This window comes from Vibrio sp. SCSIO 43137, from assembly GCF_028201475.1.
Lineage (GTDB): Bacteria > Pseudomonadota > Gammaproteobacteria > Enterobacterales > Vibrionaceae > Vibrio.
Genome location: NZ_CP116383.1, coordinates 2,769,628 through 2,784,552, shown reverse-complemented (window position 1 = coordinate 2,784,552; position 14,925 = coordinate 2,769,628). Strand labels below are relative to the sequence as shown.

Here is a 14,925-nt window from a genome sequence, read left to right as displayed (position 1 = left end):
ATAGGAAGGGGAGGCAGAGCCTCTCCTTTTTCGGTTATACCCAAACAGCTTTTTGAGTAATGGTTCTGAGGTTGTTTGGGTATAACTAATACAATCTAAAAAGTGGCCTTAATAGTGACAAATTTTTCATCCAGACTTAATAAAGTAGCGAAAAATCCGCACAGTTTTACCCAGTTCAGTCGCGGGGTAGAGAGAGAAACCCTACGTTATACGCCGGGAGGAAAGCTCGCATCTACGCCTCACCCAGAGGGGCTGGGGGCTGCACTGACAAACAAATGGATTACCACGGATTTTTCCGAATCTTTACTTGAGTTTATCACTCCTGTCTCTTCCAGCGTTGATGAGCTATTGGGGCAGCTTTCTGATATTCATCACTTTACTCAGAAGCAGTCCGGAGAAGAGAAATTCTGGCCACTGTCGATGCCGTGTTACGTGGAAAATGAAGACGATATTGAATTTGCCCAATATGGCTCTTCAAACGTAGGTAAGATGAAAACCCTTTACAGGAAAGGACTGAAGAACCGTTATGGCAGCCTGATGCAAATTATCTCAGGCGTTCACTTTAACTTCTCTTTTCCTGAGTCAGTCTGGGATGCTCTGTTTGGTGAACAGAGTGAAGAAGAGAGAGCAGAGGCTAAGTCAGACGCATACTTTGGGTTGATCCGTAATTACTACCACTACGGCTGGCTGATACCTTATCTGTTTGGGGCATCGCCGGCAATCTGCCCTTCATTTCTGCAGGGAAGGAAGACAGACTTACCTTTTGAAAATATTGGTCAGACTAAGTACCTGCCGTATGCCACCTCATTGCGCCTTAGTGATTTGGGGTATACCAATAGTGCCCAGAGTGCATTAAATATTGGCTACAATAATTTAGATGAGTACCTTGATGGCTTAAATGCCGCAATTCATACGCCTTCCGAAGAGTTTGCCAAAATTGGTATTAAGGTCGATGGTGAGTATCAGCAGCTTAATGCTAATGTGCTGCAGATTGAGAATGAGCTCTATGCGCCGATTCGTGCTAAGCGAGTGAGCCTGCCGGGCGAGAAACCGTCAGAAGCTCTTAAACGTGCTGGTGTTGAGTATATCGAGGTTCGCTCACTGGATGTCAATCCGTTTAGCCCTGTAGGAATTACCCAGCAGCAGATTCGCTTCCTTGATCTGTTCCTCACCTGGTGCCTTATTAAAGATTGCGGAGCGGTAGACAACCAGCAACTGTGCTGCTGGAAAGATAACTGGAATAAAGTGATTCTGGAAGGGCGCAAGCCGGGGCTAATGCTAAAAGAGCTGAGTAATGGCTGTGATGGTAAGATGCTTTCCCTGCATGATTACACCAAGCAGATTTTCAGCGATCTTAAGCTGATTGCTAAAGAGATGGATCAAGCTCTGGGTGGCACTGATTATCAGGATACCTGTGAAGAGCTGGTTAGCTGGATTGATAATCCGGAGCTGACTATATCCGGTCGTCTGCTGGAAAAAACCAAGCAGTTGGGCGGAATCGGTGACGTTGGCTGTACTCTGGGTATGGAGTATAGAGAACATCACCTGAACAATGATTACCGTATATATTCGGAACAAGAGATGCGCGATGAGGCCGAGAAGTCTGTACGTGCTCAAAAAGAGATTGAACAGGCTGACACGGTAAGCTTTGAGCAGTTCCTGTCAGACTACTTTTCTTATATTAAATAACCGCAAGAGAGTATCTTGCGGATTACAACGGAGACAAGGTAATGCCACTATTAGATAGTTTTACAGTTGACCATACGCGAATGACTGCGCCGGCTGTACGTATCGCTAAAACCATGACCACACCAAAAGGCGACACCATTACGGTATTCGACTTGCGCTTCTGTGCACCAAACAAAGACATTCTTTCTGAGCAGGGTATCCATACTCTGGAGCACCTGTATGCCGGCTTTATGCGTGCGCACCTGAACGGAGAGAATGTTGAAATTATCGATATTTCTCCAATGGGCTGTCGTACCGGTTTCTATATGAGCCTGATTGGTACTCCTGCAGAAACAACAGTAGCAGAAGCATGGCTTGCAGCGATGAAAGATGTGCTGAAAGTAGAAAATCAGAATCAGATCCCTGAGCTGAATGAGTATCAGTGTGGCACTTACTCTATGCACTCTCTGGATGACGCTAAAGCCATTTCTCAGGCTATTATCGATGCAGGTATCACCGTTAACAAAAACGATGAGCTGGCACTACCTGAGTCTATGCTGCAAGAGCTGAAGATTAAGTAATTAATTGTAATTACTCAGAATGTAAAAAAGCAGACGTTGTAGTGACGTCTGCTTTTTTTGTGCCTGAGGGAGTGAATAGCTAGCTGGCTTTTTTGTTAATAGGATAAACCTTAACCAAGCTGATTTTGTTCTCGGTAAACTCAACAATTTCCATCTGATGCTGTTCAACCTCAATACTGAGTTTGCTTTCAGGAATGTCTTCCAGATGCTCAAGTATCAGACCATTCAGGGTTCTCGGGCCGTCGGTTGGTAACTCCCACTGCAGACCTTTGTTGATATCACGGATATTGGCACTGCCTTCAATCAGGAAACTTCCGTCATTTTGCGGAGTAATTTCATCTGACAGGCTTGGTGCAATGGAGGTAGTGAATTCACCAACAATCTCTTCAAGAATATCTTCAAGGGTTACCAGACCGATAATATCGCCATACTCATCCACAATCAGGCCGATACGCTCTTTATTGCGCTGAAACTTAAGTAACTGAACGTTCAGCGGAGTAGCTTCCGGAATGAAATAGACTTCATCGGCGGCTCTAAGCAACGTCTCTTTAGTAAACTCGTTCTTTTCCAGCATCAGGCGGTAAGACTCTCTCAGTCTTAACATACCAACCACTTCATCGATTTGATCACGGTACAGCACTATCTTGCCGTGAGGAGAGTGAGTTAACTGACGGACAATGGATTTCCAGTCGTCATTAATATCGATGCCGGTGATCTCGTTTCTCGGGATCATAATGTCATTTACCGTGACATTCTCTAAATCCAGAATGGAGATCAGCATATCCTGATGTCGGCGTGGGATCAGTCCGCCGGCTTCGTTTACCACAGTACGAAGTTCATCAGAGCTCAACGGATCTTCAGTACCGTGGGTCGCTTTCACTCCGAATATCTTCAGCACGCTATTGGTAATCAGGTTAACCAGCAGTACCAGCGGAGCTAACAGCTTCATCAGAATATTCAGAACAATACTGCTGAGAAACGACACCCGCTCCGGATAAAGTGCAGCGAGTGTTTTTGGTGTAACTTCAGCGAATACCAGTACAACTAGCGTGAGTAAGCCGGTGGCGATAGCAACACCAAGATCGCCATACAAACGCATACCCAATATGGTGGCAATGGCTGAGGCGAGTATATTAACAAGGTTGTTGCCAATCAGAATAAGGCCGATAAGCCTGTCCGGGCGGTTGAGTAGTTTTTCTACCCGCTTAGCTCCTTTATGGCCCTGACCGGCCAGATGCTTTAAGCGGTATCGGTTCAGTGACATCATTCCTGTCTCTGAGCCGGAGAAGTATCCTGAAATGACGATTAAACAGGCAAGAAGGGAAAACAGTATTCCCGTTGATATGTCGTCCAATGTTTGGCATTCCTTTTTTATGACTTGCTCAATTAATGACCTAAAAAATTTGAGCTGTCAATAATCTTATGGGTTAAGTGGTGAAGACAAATTTGAGAACCTGAGCCTGTCAGGTCAAAATAATTTCCCGCACAAAGCGGCTGCCAAAATAGGCTAGCGTGAGTAGTGACGCACCGGCAACGGCATACCAGGTGACCTTACGTCCGCGCCAGCCTTTCTGATAGTGTCCCCAAAGCAGCACACTGTATACCAGCCAGGCAATAAAAGAGAGTATTGACTTGTGAGCAGATCCTTTAGCAAACATATCTTCTAAAAAGATAGAGCCGGTGATCAGAGTCAGGGTTAGTAGTCCGGTGCCGATCAAAATGATATTGAACAGCTGACGCTCTACCATTAAAAGAGGCGGTAAGTTCGGGTTAATGGCCATCGCTTTTTTGGCTTTTAGCTTGTAATCGAGCCAGGCCAGCTGAAGTGCGTAGAGTGCACCGATGGTCAGGGTCGAATATGAGAACAGTGCTAAAGTGATATGGGTAAGCAGGCCGGGTCTGCCTTCAAGATGCGTAACAAATGCACCGGGCAGGAAGTTAGAGGCCAGCAGATTTAGTGCCGCAAAACTGTAAACCACCGGAAGAAGAAACCAGAGGCGGGTTTTGAGCATGGCAATACTCATCACCAGAGAGATAATAAAGCTAATGACAGACGCGACATTAAGAATACTCAGGTTCTGCCCTGTGGTGCCGTCGTGAATAAGGTCATGTAGCAGTGCTGCGTGGAAAATTAACGCAAGAATAGCGCTGGCGAACACCATTTTAGTTTTGATACCTGTTTGTTGTACCAGTCCGGGTACCACCATAGCGATAGCCATGAAGTATAAAAATGCGGCAACGATAGCGATTAAATTGTCCATGCGTTTACGAAATTATCTCTGATGAATTAGTGGATTATAACTTGGTTAGCGCTTCTGAGCTATCCATCCTTGTACTATTTATTGCTTTCTATATGCGCAACTTTGGAAGTTCCAGCGGCGTAATGTATACTGCGCATAATTATCGCCCCTACCCAGCGAAGAGAATAACATGTTTGAGAATTTAACGGATAGACTATCCAGAACGCTGAAGAATATCAGCGGCAAAGGTCGATTGACCGAAGATAATATTAAAGAGACCTTACGCGAAGTTCGTATGGCGTTACTCGAAGCTGATGTTGCGCTTCCTGTTGTACGTGATTTTGTAAAGCGCGTTAAAGAGAGTGCTGTTGGTGTAGAAGTCTCTAAATCTCTGACTCCGGGTCAGGAGTTCATCAAGATAGTTCAGAAAGAGCTAGAAGCCGTAATGGGTGAGTCGAACGAGGCTCTGAATCTGGCAACCCAGCCTCCTGCCGTTATTCTTATGGCCGGTCTGCAGGGTGCCGGTAAAACAACCAGTGTTGGTAAGCTTTCTAAACATCTGAAAGAAGTTGATAAGAAAAAAGTGCTGGTGGTTTCTGCTGACGTATATCGCCCTGCGGCGATTAAACAGCTGGAAACACTAGCGGCAGACGTTGGTGTGGATTTCTTTGCTTCATCAGCAGACCAGAAGCCGATTGATATTGCTAACGCCGCTATCGATCATGCGAAAAAGAAATTTTACGATGTGCTGCTGGTGGATACCGCAGGTCGTCTGGCTATCGATGAAGAGATGATGGCGGAGATTCAGTCTCTGCATTCAGCGATTAACCCTGTTGAGACTCTGTTTGTTGTCGACGCAATGACAGGTCAGGATGCCGCTAATACCGCTAAAGCTTTCGGTGATGCACTGCCGCTGACGGGTGTGATTCTGACTAAAGTGGATGGTGATGCCCGTGGTGGTGCGGCACTGTCTGTTCGCCATATCACAGGTAAGCCAATTAAATTTCTTGGTGTTGGTGAAAAAACCGATGCGCTGGAACCATTCTATCCTGACCGAGTTGCTTCCCGTATTCTTGGTATGGGTGACGTACTCTCTTTAATCGAAGATTTAGAGCGTAACGTTGATAAAGATAAAGCCGCTAAGCTGGCGAAGAAGTTTAAAGAGAAGAAAGGTTTTGATCTGGAAGACTTCCGCGAGCAATTAGGTCAGATGCAGAATATGGGCGGTATGATGGGCATGATGGATAAGTTGCCGGGAATGAGCAATTTACCAGCCCATGTTAAAGATAAAGTTGACGACTCTATGTTTAAACAACAAGAAGCGATTATCTCGTCTATGACGATGAAAGAGCGCCATCGTCCTGAAATCATCAAAGGTTCACGTAAAAAACGTATTGCTGCCGGTTCTGGTGTTCAGGTACAAGATGTAAACCGCCTGCTTAAGCAGTTTACCCAGATGCAGAAGATGATGAAGAAAATGCAGAAGGGTGGCATGAAAGGCATGATGCGTAACATGCAAGGCATGATGGGTGGCATGGGCGGTATGGGAGGAATGGGCGGACCATTCGGACGTTAAGTAACGCCATAACCAGCCAGATAAATTAAATAAGCTAAGGGTAGTAACCGGTTACGGTTATCCTTAGCTTTTTTATGTTTGCGGGGAGCAATAATTCCCTTGCAAAACCCCAGAATAAGAGTAAAATTCCGGGGCTTTAAATTGGCACGAGGCCCCAGGAAGTACCTTCTTTGGGGTTTATTTTATTATTGAGAAAGCAAAGAGGACGATATGGTAACCATTCGTTTGGCACGTCACGGCGCTAAGAAGCGTCCATTTTATCAAATCGTAGTAGCAGATAGCCGCTATGCAGCTACTGGTCGCTACATCGAGAAAGTAGGTTTCTTTAACCCTACTGCTCGTGGTCAGGAAGAAGGTCTGCGTCTAGACCTGGACCGCGTTAACCACTGGGTTGGCGAAGGTGCTTCACTATCTGATCGTGTTGCTAAACTAGTTAAAGATGCTCAAAAAGCAGCTTAATTGGTAAGTAATACAAAATTAAGTCGTTGTAAGGAAGAAGTTAATGAGTAACCAGAACGAAAAAATAGTTGTTGGCAAATTTGGTGCTACCTATGGTATTCGTGGCTGGCTGAAAGTTATCTCCTTTACAGACGATTCTGAAAGTATTTTTGACTATAGTCCCTGGTTTATTAACCAGAAGGGCTCCTGGGTTGAGTATAAAGTAGAGAGTTGGAAGCGCCATAACAAAGGTATGGTAGCTAAACTGGAAGGTTTAGAGGTCCGCGAGGAAGCTCATCTTCTGACTAACTTCGAAATTGCTGTTAATCCGGAATCATTACCTGAACTGTCAGAAGATGAATTCTACTGGCGTGAATTGTTTGGCATGCAGGTGGTTACTACTAAAGGTTACGACCTTGGTGAAGTCACCGATATGTTAGAAACAGGCTCAAACGATGTTTTGGTAGTGAAGGCAAATATCAAAGACGCTTTCGGACAAAAGGAACGATTAATCCCGTTTCTTGAAGAGCAAGTGATCAAGAAAGTTGATCGCCAAGCTCAACGGATCGAAGTTGACTGGGATCCTGGATTTTAACTCCACAGCAGAGCGAGAGAACAGATGTGGGTTGGCGTAATTAGCCTTTTTCCTGAAATGTTCCGCAGCATTACTGATTTTGGAGTAACAGGTCAGGCGGTTAAAAAAGGTCTTTTGTCAGTTGAGACATGGAATCCGCGAGATTTCACTCACGACAAACATCGGACAGTCGATGACAGACCATACGGTGGTGGTCCTGGAATGTTAATGATGGTTCAGCCTTTGCGCGATGCCATTCAGACAGCCAGACAATCAGCACCGGGAAAGACGAAAGTCATTTATCTTTCACCTCAGGGTCGCAAGCTCGACCAGAAAGGGGTTGAAGAGCTGGCAACAAACGACAATTTATTGTTGATTTGCGGCCGCTACGAAGGGATAGATGAGCGTGTTATCCAGTCTGAGATTGATGAAGAATGGTCAATCGGGGATTTTGTGATGACGGGTGGCGAGATACCAGCCATGACGTTAATTGACTCAGTATCGCGGTTTATACCGGGTGTATTGGGGGATTTTGCGTCAGCAGAGGAAGACTCTTTTGCAAATGGCTTGCTGGATTGTCCACATTATACGCGTCCGGAAGTGTTAGACGGAAAAGAGGTACCACAGGTGCTGAAATCCGGAAACCACAAGGACATTCGTCGCTGGCGATTGAAACAATCGCTGGGCCGTACCTGGCTAAGAAGACCAGAGCTCCTGGAAAACCTAGCTCTGACTGACGAACAGGAACAATTACTGGCAGAATTCATTAAAGACCACAGGTCGGAGAGTTCAAAAGCTAAGTAACCTATTTATATTAGTATCAGTTTATTCTAGGAATTTACAAAATGAGTAACATCATCAAAGCTCTTGAGCAAGAGCAAATGAAATCAGACCTTCCTAAATTCGGCGCAGGTGACACTGTTGTTGTTCAGGTTAAGGTAAAAGAAGGTGACCGTGAGCGTCTACAGGCTTTTGAAGGCGTTGTAATCGCTGTACGTAACCGTGGTCTACATTCAGCTTTCACAGTTCGTAAAATCTCGAACGGTGAAGGTGTTGAGCGTACGTTCCAAACACACTCTCCAATGGTTGATAGCATCGAAGTTAAACGCCGTGGTGCAGTACGTCGTGCCAAGTTGTACTACCTACGTGAACGTTCTGGTAAGTCTGCTCGTATTAAAGAGAAACTTGCTAAGAAGTAATGCTATAACCAGCATTCTCATAAGAAAAAAGGGTTCCGTATGGAACCCTTTTTTTATCCGCGTAACCTTATCGGAACTATATGGACGGTCGCTTAGTTTCCTTCTGACCAGCCATCGGAGTCAGACATATCCGGCGCACCCGGAATAGATTTCTCTTCATCAGCCCATTCACCAAAATCAATCATCTGGCACTGTTTGCTGCAAAAAGGACGATACTGACTCTCTTCACTCCAGATCACCTCTTTCTGACAGGTAGGGCATTTTACGGTAGTTGGTTTTGACATGGGGGATAACTTCCTAAAAGGGTTTTATTAAGATCGAATGAAAGCCGGCTGGTTAGCTTAGCAGCAGATGGCCAGCTCAAACTCTACGTCCTGACTGTATGCCTGCCCTGATTCGAACGACATAAACTTAATGGCAAAACGATTTTTGTGGCCGGAGATCATTGGGAATACGCCATCTTCCAGCGGGATATTAAGACGTAAAATATTCGCCTCTTCAGCATCACTCTGATAAAAGCCATTACGGGCAATTTGCTCGGTAAAGTAACCTGTCTCGCGGCATAATTTCAGCCACAGGTTAAGAGACTCGGACAGAGGTTGCAGAGTAGACATCCACTGCTGGGCATTGCGGGTCCGCTGCTCAATAGGCAGGTGATTCCAGTAATGGAGTGCAGGTAAATCGAAGCAGCACGTTCCGCCGGGAAGGTTAAATCGCTGTCTGATAGAGCTTAAGAAGCGCTCCTCTTTCAGGCTTTTACCAAACCTTTCTGCAGCCATTAGCTTTTTATGTACCAAATCTATATCTTCCAGTACGGCAAGAAGTTTTTCCTGATCAACACCATCAACATTAAGCCAGTTTTTGTAGTTGAGCCTCTGTTTTTCCAGATCCTTTGCCAGTTCAGCTTTTAACTGGATTTGTTCGAAGATCTCCAGCAGATCAAAAATAGAACGGAAAAATTGTTGATACTGAAGGTTGTCGGAAAAGCTGGCAGAATGGTGCATTTGTCTCAGCAGAGATTCCACTCTGAGATAGATGCGGGTCTTTTCATTTAAAGGGTGTTCAAATTTATGAATTGTCATTCTGCGACCTTTTCTGGCTCCTGATTTAGTTTTTAGAGTCTGTTGCTAACTCTGAATAGAGTTGATGTAAATCAGCTATCTCAGATAACAACTGCTGATGTTCACCGTCATTTACAATTACGTCGTCGGCGAATCTGAGCCGCTCTTCTCTTGCTGCCTGCGATGCCAGTATGGATTTCACCTGATGTTCCGGAACATTATCACGTGACATTGTACGTCTGATTTGCTCTTCGGGGCTGACATCAACCAGCAAAATTCTGTCCGCCATTGATTGTAGTTGATTTTCAACCAATAAGGGAACCACCAAAAGTGCATAAGGTGCAGTAATCTTGCTTAGATCATGCTGCATTTTCTGGCGTATCATAGGGTGAAGCAGGTTATTAAGCCAACTCTTCTGCTGTTCTGAAGAGAAGACCCGCTCTCTCAGGGCTGGCCGATTAAGGGAGCCGTCAGGGTGCAACACCTCAGCACCAAAGTGTTTACTGATTTCAGACAGCCCTTTGCTGCCTACTTCTACCACTTCTCTCGCTACGACATCGGCATCGACGATGTCGACAGAAAACTGCTCATGGAATAGGTTGGCTACGGTTGTTTTACCTGAGGCTATTCCGCCGGTTATTGCTACCACATAAGTCATATCAGAGCCCTAACACAGAGGTGAAGTACCAATTCGTTATCCGTTCTCCCCAGATAAGGGTTATCCAGCCTGCAATGGCAAGATAGGGGCCGAAAGGAAATGATTTATCTATTCCTTTTTTTTGCAGCCTTAACTGAATCAGGCCAAACACCAGACCGACCACGGAGGAGAGCAGTACGACAATAGGCAGTTGTTGCCAGCCCAGCCATGCACCTATGGCGGCCAGTAGTTTAAAATCACCATAGCCCATTCCCTCTTTACCCGTGACCAGTTTAAACAACCAGTAGACAGACCAGAGACTGAGATAGCCCGCCATTGCACCGATAACGGCATCTTGCAGGCTAACCGGACTCCAGCCAAGTAGTGCGAGTAATATTCCTGCCCAGGTAAGGGGAAGGGTGAGTTGATCCGGAAGTAACATGGTGTCCAGATCGATAAAGGTCATGGCGATCAGGGCAAAAGTAAAAAATAACAGCGCAACAGAGAAAGCACTAAAACCGAAGTGTTGGGCAATGGCAACACACAACAGAGAGCTCAGTAGCTCGACCATAGGGTAACGCGCGCTTATGGCGGCATTGCAATGACGGCACTTTCCCCTGAGAAGCAGCCAGCTAATCAGCGGAATATTATCCTTAAGCTGAACGGGTGATTTACACTCAGGACAACGTGAGTTTGGCTTACTCAGGTTAAATGGGGTGGGGTCTGTTTTGATCTCCAGCTCAGGAAAAGAGTCTGCGCAATCTTGTTTCCATTCACGTTCCATCATAATCGGAAGACGGTGAATAACAACGTTTAAAAAGCTGCCGATAATCAGGCCGAAAACAGCTGAAAACAGCGGAAATAGCCAGGGATAAATATAAAACGCTTCCATTGCGGATCTCATGAAACACTCAGTTAAGGCATTCTATCCCATTAACGACATTAAGTTAAAGATTGGCAGGTACATAGAAATTATGATGCCGCCGACCAGAACACCAAGAATGAGCATAATAAAAGGTTCTAGCAGATTGCTGAGGTTATCAGCCAGATTATCGACACTGAGTTCATAGTGCTCAGAGATACGCTCTAACATCTCGTCCAGAGTGCCTGACTGCTCGCCGATCATAATCATTTGAATGAAGTAGTCCGGGAAGCAGCTCTTCTGTTCTAATGCGTGATGCAAAGCGGTACCAGCGGATACATCCGCTACCGCGGAGTGAAACAGAGCCTGATAGTGGCGGTTATAGCTGCTGCGGGAAGCATTCTCAACAGCTCTGAGGATGGGAACACCGGAGCTTAGGTTTAAAGAGAGGGAGTGACTGAAAGCCGCCAGTGAGGCTTCAGAGCTGGCTCTGCCATAAACAGGAACAGAGAGTGAGTATTTGCTGAGGGTGTAGCGGAAAACTTCTGAATAGCGATGTATCACCATAAAGCTTATAAAAAGCAATGCTGCGCAGAGGCAGAGAACGACTGCCTGAGCCTGAATCCAGTCGGACAATACGATGATTTGTTGAGTAAACAGAGGAAGGTCAGCATTAAAGCTGTGGAACAGGCTGGCAAACTGCGGAACAACCTGAGTTAGAAGCAGTACTGATACTGCTATGGCAGTTATCAGAACAACAGTAGGATAGAGCAGGGATTTTAATAGTTTTTGACTTAGTCTTTCGCTCTTCTCTCTCTGCTGGGCCAGTTTTGCCAGAACTTTGTCCAGTTGACCTGTCGATTCGCCAGTTTCAGTCAGGCTGATAAAATAAGTGCCGAACAGAGCGCTATGTTCAGACAGAGCGTAAGAGAGGGAGTAGCCGGATTCGATTTTTAGTTGTAGTTGTGAGAGAAGGCGTTTTATAGGTTGGTTGTTACTGTTTTTGACAATAATCTCTAACGACTGAGCGAGAGGTATTCCGCTGCTTAAGGTAGTAGCCAGTTGTTTAGTCACCTGAGTGATATCAGTCGGTTTAATCTTATTTGATAGGCGAGAAGATAGTGGCTTGCGTTGCTGTTTAATAGCCTGCACACGAATATGACGCTTGTTTAGTTTAATAATTGCGTCTGTGCGGTTTTGTGCTAATACAGTGCCGGATTCGGGGGAGCCCGTTGAACCTGTACCTTTCCAGACAAAGTTGTAAGAGTGAGTTTCCGTCGGGGGCATCTAACACTCCTCAATATCAATAACACGTTGTATTTCATCCAGACTAGTAAGGCCATCTGCAATTAAGTAGAAAGCACTCTCTTTTAATGTCTGCATTCCTTGTTGTTGTGCAATAGCACAAAGCTGTGAAGGAGGGATATTTTGCCGGATGGCGCTTTTTAACTCTTGATCCAGCCAGAGCATTTCAAACAGACCAATACGTCCTTTATAGCCTGCTTTACACTGCTCGCAGCCGGAAGCGTTGGCGCGAAAAATTGCTTTATCACTTTTGAAACCTAATGCTTGTGACTGCTGCTCTGACAGGGAGCTGGTCGTTTTGCAACTGGGACATAAGCGCCGTACCAGTCTCTGAGCTATGACAAGAATCAGTGACTCAAGCAGATTAAATGATGAAATGCCCATATTGCTAAGGCGCCCTAGCGCTTCTACGGTTGAGTTGCTGTGTAGGGTGGTTAATAGCAGATGTCCGGTTTGAGCTGATTTTATTGCTATAGCCGCCGTTTCATTATCGCGGATTTCGCCCAGCATAATGATGTCAGGATCTTGTCTGAGAAAGCTCTTCAGAGCTAAAGAGAAACTCAGGCCTGTTTTTTCATTTACCTCTACCTGATTAATGCCGCTGATATCTATCTCTACAGGGTTCTCTGCGGTGCAGATATTCAGCTCCTCCCGGTTAAGAATATCCAGAGCGGTATAGAGGGTGGCGGTTTTTCCGCTTCCGGTAGGGCCGGTAATAATGACCATACCCTGAGAGTGTTTTATTGCCTTCAGAAATAATTTCTGTTGTTGCCGGTTAAACCCCAGTTCATTGACGGAAAAAGCAGAGGCCTTTTTATCCTGCAGTCTGAGTACCAGTTTTTCTCCCCACTGGCAGGGTAGTGTCGATACCCGCATATCCAGAGTGCTGTCGTGACTCAACTGCAATTGAACGTGGCCATCCTGCGGCAGGCGGCTCTCTGAGATATCCATTTTAGCCAGTACCTTAATAAGAGAGGCAAATCGTCTGGTGAAGTGAGTGGGCGGAGTTTCTCTGTTAATCAGGATCCCGTCACAGCGTACTCTTATGCGATAGCAATGCTGGTAGGGCTCGAAGTGGATATCGGAAGCTCCGTCAGATACAGCATCCATTACTATCTTAAGCAGATATTGGCTGACAGGATCACTGTTAAGCATGTTGGCTGATAATACTAAGTCTGGCGTTTTCTCTGTCATAGCGGCTACTTCTGTTCAGGACAGCCTTTTAGCTTAGTCTCTATTTTGTGGCGGGTGCATTGCCAGCCTGTTGCTGTTCGCTGATAAGTGAGTTTGCTCTGTTTGGAAAACTGATTGCTTTTATCGAAGGTGAAGGTAAGGCTGTTTCCCTTTGATATAGCGATGGTGCCGAGTGGATTGGCGTTGGCGGAGCTGCCAAGATCATTCAGTGTGTTCTTTCCTGATAGGTTGCCGTGTTCCAGATACAATATCTCTGCAGGCGTAATCAGAGCCCTGAGGGTTGCCATGGCAGAGGTTATTTCGCCTTTTTTCAGGTAGCTCTGATAGGCAGGTATAGCAAAGGTAGATAGTAAACCGATAATAGTAATAACTATCATCAGTTCAATAAGGGTGAATCCTTGCCGCTTCTTGTTACACATAGTCGCTCCTGAGCAGATAAACAGAAGTCAGAGCATAGAAAGAGCGTTAAAGAAGGAAAATAGAGATCAGCGTGAATTCCGACTGGTAAGAGATATTTAGCCGCAGGGAGTTAAACAGTTTGTAGCAGAATACGAGCAGGTTAAAACAGTGTAAGGATCGTGAGCCGGAAATAAGCTCAGGGAGAGGGGCTCCCTGAGCCGGAGAATTACTTAAATCTCATGGAGAGATCCATCGCTTTCAGGTGCTTGGTTAGCGCACCTACAGAGATGTAATCAACGCCGGTTTCTGCGTATTCACGAATGGTTTCAAGGGTAATATTACCAGAGTTTTCCAGTGCTGCGCGGCCGCCATTAATCTTCACCGCTTCACGCATCATATCCTTAGTAAAGTTATCCAGCATAATAATGTCGGCACCGGCATCAATGGCTTGTTTTAGCTCTTCAAGCGATTCGGTCTCGATCTCTACCGGTTTGCCCGGGTTGAGCTGTTTAGCTGTCTGTACCGCTTTTTCAATGCCGCCACAGGCGATAATGTGGTTCTCTTTTATCAGATAAGCATCAAAAACACCGATACGATGGTTAAAGCCGCCGCCACAGGCTACAGCGTATTTTAATGCACTGCGCAGGCCGGGAATGGTTTTACGTGTATCCAGAAGACGACAATCTGTTCCCTCTAGTTGCGCTGCATAGACGGATGTTGTTGTCGCGCAGCCGGATAGGGTCTGAATAAAGTTCATTGCATTGCGCTCTCCGGTCAGAAGAGTACGGGAAGGGCCGGACAGGGTACAAAGGGTCTGGTTTGGCTCTACTGCATCGCCATCCTGTACATGCCACTCGATAGAGACAGTACCGCCTAACTGCTTAAACACTTCGTCAGCCCAGGCTTGTCCGCAGAAAACCCCTTTTTCACGGGTGATAATGGTGGCAACATTCTGTGCGTCTGCCGGAATCAGGCTGGCAGTGATATCTGCATCAGCATCTAGTGAACCACCGAGATCTTCTCGTAATGTATCAGCGACTGAGCGGGATATCTCCAGAGGCAGCTGCTGTTTCAGATAATCAAGGCGTTCCTGACTGTTGTGTGTATTTTTCATCATCGAATATGCATCAAGAAGTTAGGGAGTGAGAATGATACTCCTGCTGATAAAGAAATTCAGCACTAAATCTCTCA

17 protein-coding genes are annotated in these 14,925 nt (G+C 45.8%); 7 read left to right on the top strand and 10 right to left on the bottom strand.

Features of this window, described 5'->3' with window-relative positions:
- The first annotated feature begins 114 nt into the window (after nucleotides 1-114).
- Both gshA and luxS read left to right on the top strand, forming a co-directional pair.
- Complete coding sequence (gene gshA, locus PK654_RS13015) at nucleotides 115-1,689, top strand: glutamate--cysteine ligase (protein WP_271696198.1); 1,575 nt, start codon at nucleotides 115-117, stop codon at nucleotides 1,687-1,689.
- 41 nt (nucleotides 1,690-1,730) lie between these two features.
- Nucleotides 1,731-2,249: an S-ribosylhomocysteine lyase gene (luxS, locus tag PK654_RS13010; RefSeq protein ID WP_271696197.1), complete on the top strand. Its 519-nt coding sequence runs from the start codon at nucleotides 1,731-1,733 to the stop codon at nucleotides 2,247-2,249.
- A 79-nt stretch (nucleotides 2,250-2,328) separates the two neighbouring features.
- On the opposite strand, the gene PK654_RS13005 is transcribed toward luxS, so the two are convergent.
- Both PK654_RS13005 and PK654_RS13000 read right to left on the bottom strand, forming a co-directional pair.
- Nucleotides 2,329-3,603: an HlyC/CorC family transporter gene (locus PK654_RS13005; RefSeq protein WP_271696196.1), complete on the bottom strand. Its 1,275-nt coding sequence runs from the start codon at nucleotides 3,601-3,603 to the stop codon at nucleotides 2,329-2,331.
- 109 nt (nucleotides 3,604-3,712) lie between these two features.
- Nucleotides 3,713-4,510, bottom strand: a complete 798-nt coding sequence (locus PK654_RS13000; protein ID WP_271696195.1) for a cytochrome C assembly family protein — start codon at nucleotides 4,508-4,510, stop codon at nucleotides 3,713-3,715.
- A gap of 169 nt (nucleotides 4,511-4,679) precedes the next feature.
- Between PK654_RS13000 and ffh the strand changes: the two genes are divergently transcribed.
- The 5 genes from ffh (at nucleotide 4,680) to rplS (ending at nucleotide 8,276) form a co-directional block, all read left to right on the top strand.
- A complete protein-coding gene (gene ffh / locus PK654_RS12995) occupies nucleotides 4,680-6,065 on the top strand; it encodes a signal recognition particle protein (protein ID WP_271696194.1) in 1,386 nt (461 codons plus the stop codon).
- Between the two features lie 210 nt (nucleotides 6,066-6,275).
- Nucleotides 6,276-6,524 (top strand): 30S ribosomal protein S16, encoded by a 249-nt coding sequence (gene rpsP / locus PK654_RS12990; RefSeq protein ID WP_171752692.1) that lies wholly within the window; start codon nucleotides 6,276-6,278, stop codon nucleotides 6,522-6,524.
- 43 nt (nucleotides 6,525-6,567) lie between these two features.
- On the top strand, nucleotides 6,568-7,098 hold the full coding sequence (rimM, locus tag PK654_RS12985; protein ID WP_271696193.1) for a ribosome maturation factor RimM: 531 nt from the start codon (nucleotides 6,568-6,570) through the stop codon (nucleotides 7,096-7,098).
- Nucleotides 7,099-7,122: 24 nt separating this feature from the next.
- On the top strand, nucleotides 7,123-7,881 hold the full coding sequence (gene trmD, locus PK654_RS12980) for a tRNA (guanosine(37)-N1)-methyltransferase TrmD (protein ID WP_271696192.1): 759 nt from the start codon (nucleotides 7,123-7,125) through the stop codon (nucleotides 7,879-7,881).
- Nucleotides 7,882-7,922: 41 nt separating this feature from the next.
- Nucleotides 7,923-8,276 carry a 50S ribosomal protein L19 gene (gene rplS, locus PK654_RS12975; protein ID WP_271696191.1) on the top strand — a complete coding sequence of 118 codons (354 nt, stop codon included), beginning with the start codon at nucleotides 7,923-7,925 and terminating at the stop codon, nucleotides 8,274-8,276.
- Between the two features lie 92 nt (nucleotides 8,277-8,368).
- On the opposite strand, the gene yacG is transcribed toward rplS, so the two are convergent.
- From yacG to nadC, 8 genes are all read right to left on the bottom strand, one after another.
- Entirely contained in the window at nucleotides 8,369-8,560 is a 192-nt protein-coding gene (yacG, locus tag PK654_RS12970) for a DNA gyrase inhibitor YacG (protein WP_271696190.1), read from the bottom strand.
- Between the two features lie 57 nt (nucleotides 8,561-8,617).
- Nucleotides 8,618-9,358: a cell division protein ZapD gene (gene zapD / locus PK654_RS12965; protein ID WP_271696189.1), complete on the bottom strand. Its 741-nt coding sequence runs from the start codon at nucleotides 9,356-9,358 to the stop codon at nucleotides 8,618-8,620.
- Nucleotides 9,359-9,383: 25 nt separating this feature from the next.
- A complete protein-coding gene (gene coaE, locus PK654_RS12960; RefSeq protein WP_271696188.1) occupies nucleotides 9,384-9,995 on the bottom strand; it encodes a dephospho-CoA kinase in 612 nt (203 codons plus the stop codon).
- Nucleotide 9,996: 1 nt separating this feature from the next.
- Nucleotides 9,997-10,866 (bottom strand): prepilin peptidase, encoded by an 870-nt coding sequence (locus PK654_RS12955; RefSeq protein WP_271696187.1) that lies wholly within the window; start codon nucleotides 10,864-10,866, stop codon nucleotides 9,997-9,999.
- A 33-nt stretch (nucleotides 10,867-10,899) separates the two neighbouring features.
- Nucleotides 10,900-12,123 carry a type II secretion system F family protein gene (locus PK654_RS12950; protein WP_271696186.1) on the bottom strand — a complete coding sequence of 408 codons (1,224 nt, stop codon included), beginning with the start codon at nucleotides 12,121-12,123 and terminating at the stop codon, nucleotides 10,900-10,902.
- A complete protein-coding gene (locus PK654_RS12945) occupies nucleotides 12,124-13,335 on the bottom strand; it encodes a GspE/PulE family protein (RefSeq protein WP_271696185.1) in 1,212 nt (403 codons plus the stop codon).
- A gap of 5 nt (nucleotides 13,336-13,340) precedes the next feature.
- The gene (locus PK654_RS12940; RefSeq protein ID WP_271696184.1) at nucleotides 13,341-13,754 is read right to left on the bottom strand and encodes a pilin; all 414 of its coding nucleotides are present in this window, start codon (nucleotides 13,752-13,754) and stop codon (nucleotides 13,341-13,343) included.
- Nucleotides 13,755-13,960: 206 nt separating this feature from the next.
- Nucleotides 13,961-14,848: a carboxylating nicotinate-nucleotide diphosphorylase gene (gene nadC, locus PK654_RS12935; protein ID WP_271698881.1), complete on the bottom strand. Its 888-nt coding sequence runs from the start codon at nucleotides 14,846-14,848 to the stop codon at nucleotides 13,961-13,963.
- Nucleotides 14,849-14,925: the final 77 nt, after the last annotated feature.

Coding starts and splice junctions, on each gene's coding strand:
- luxS (WP_271696197.1), top strand. CDS start 1,731: ATGCCACTATTAGATAGTTTTACAGTTGACCATACGCGAATGACTGCG.
- PK654_RS13000 (WP_271696195.1), bottom strand. CDS start 4,510: ATGGACAATTTAATCGCTATCGTTGCCGCATTTTTATACTTCATGGCT.
- ffh (WP_271696194.1), top strand. CDS start 4,680: ATGTTTGAGAATTTAACGGATAGACTATCCAGAACGCTGAAGAATATC.
- rpsP (WP_171752692.1), top strand. CDS start 6,276: ATGGTAACCATTCGTTTGGCACGTCACGGCGCTAAGAAGCGTCCATTT.
- rimM (WP_271696193.1), top strand. CDS start 6,568: ATGAGTAACCAGAACGAAAAAATAGTTGTTGGCAAATTTGGTGCTACC.
- trmD (WP_271696192.1), top strand. CDS start 7,123: ATGTGGGTTGGCGTAATTAGCCTTTTTCCTGAAATGTTCCGCAGCATT.
- rplS (WP_271696191.1), top strand. CDS start 7,923: ATGAGTAACATCATCAAAGCTCTTGAGCAAGAGCAAATGAAATCAGAC.
- yacG (WP_271696190.1), bottom strand. CDS start 8,560: ATGTCAAAACCAACTACCGTAAAATGCCCTACCTGTCAGAAAGAGGTG.
- zapD (WP_271696189.1), bottom strand. CDS start 9,358: ATGACAATTCATAAATTTGAACACCCTTTAAATGAAAAGACCCGCATC.
- coaE (WP_271696188.1), bottom strand. CDS start 9,995: ATGACTTATGTGGTAGCAATAACCGGCGGAATAGCCTCAGGTAAAACA.
- PK654_RS12955 (WP_271696187.1), bottom strand. CDS start 10,866: ATGGAAGCGTTTTATATTTATCCCTGGCTATTTCCGCTGTTTTCAGCT.
- PK654_RS12950 (WP_271696186.1), bottom strand. CDS start 12,123: ATGCCCCCGACGGAAACTCACTCTTACAACTTTGTCTGGAAAGGTACA.
- PK654_RS12945 (WP_271696185.1), bottom strand. CDS start 13,335: ATGACAGAGAAAACGCCAGACTTAGTATTATCAGCCAACATGCTTAAC.
- PK654_RS12940 (WP_271696184.1), bottom strand. CDS start 13,754: ATGTGTAACAAGAAGCGGCAAGGATTCACCCTTATTGAACTGATGATA.
- nadC (WP_271698881.1), bottom strand. CDS start 14,848: ATGAAAAATACACACAACAGTCAGGAACGCCTTGATTATCTGAAACAG.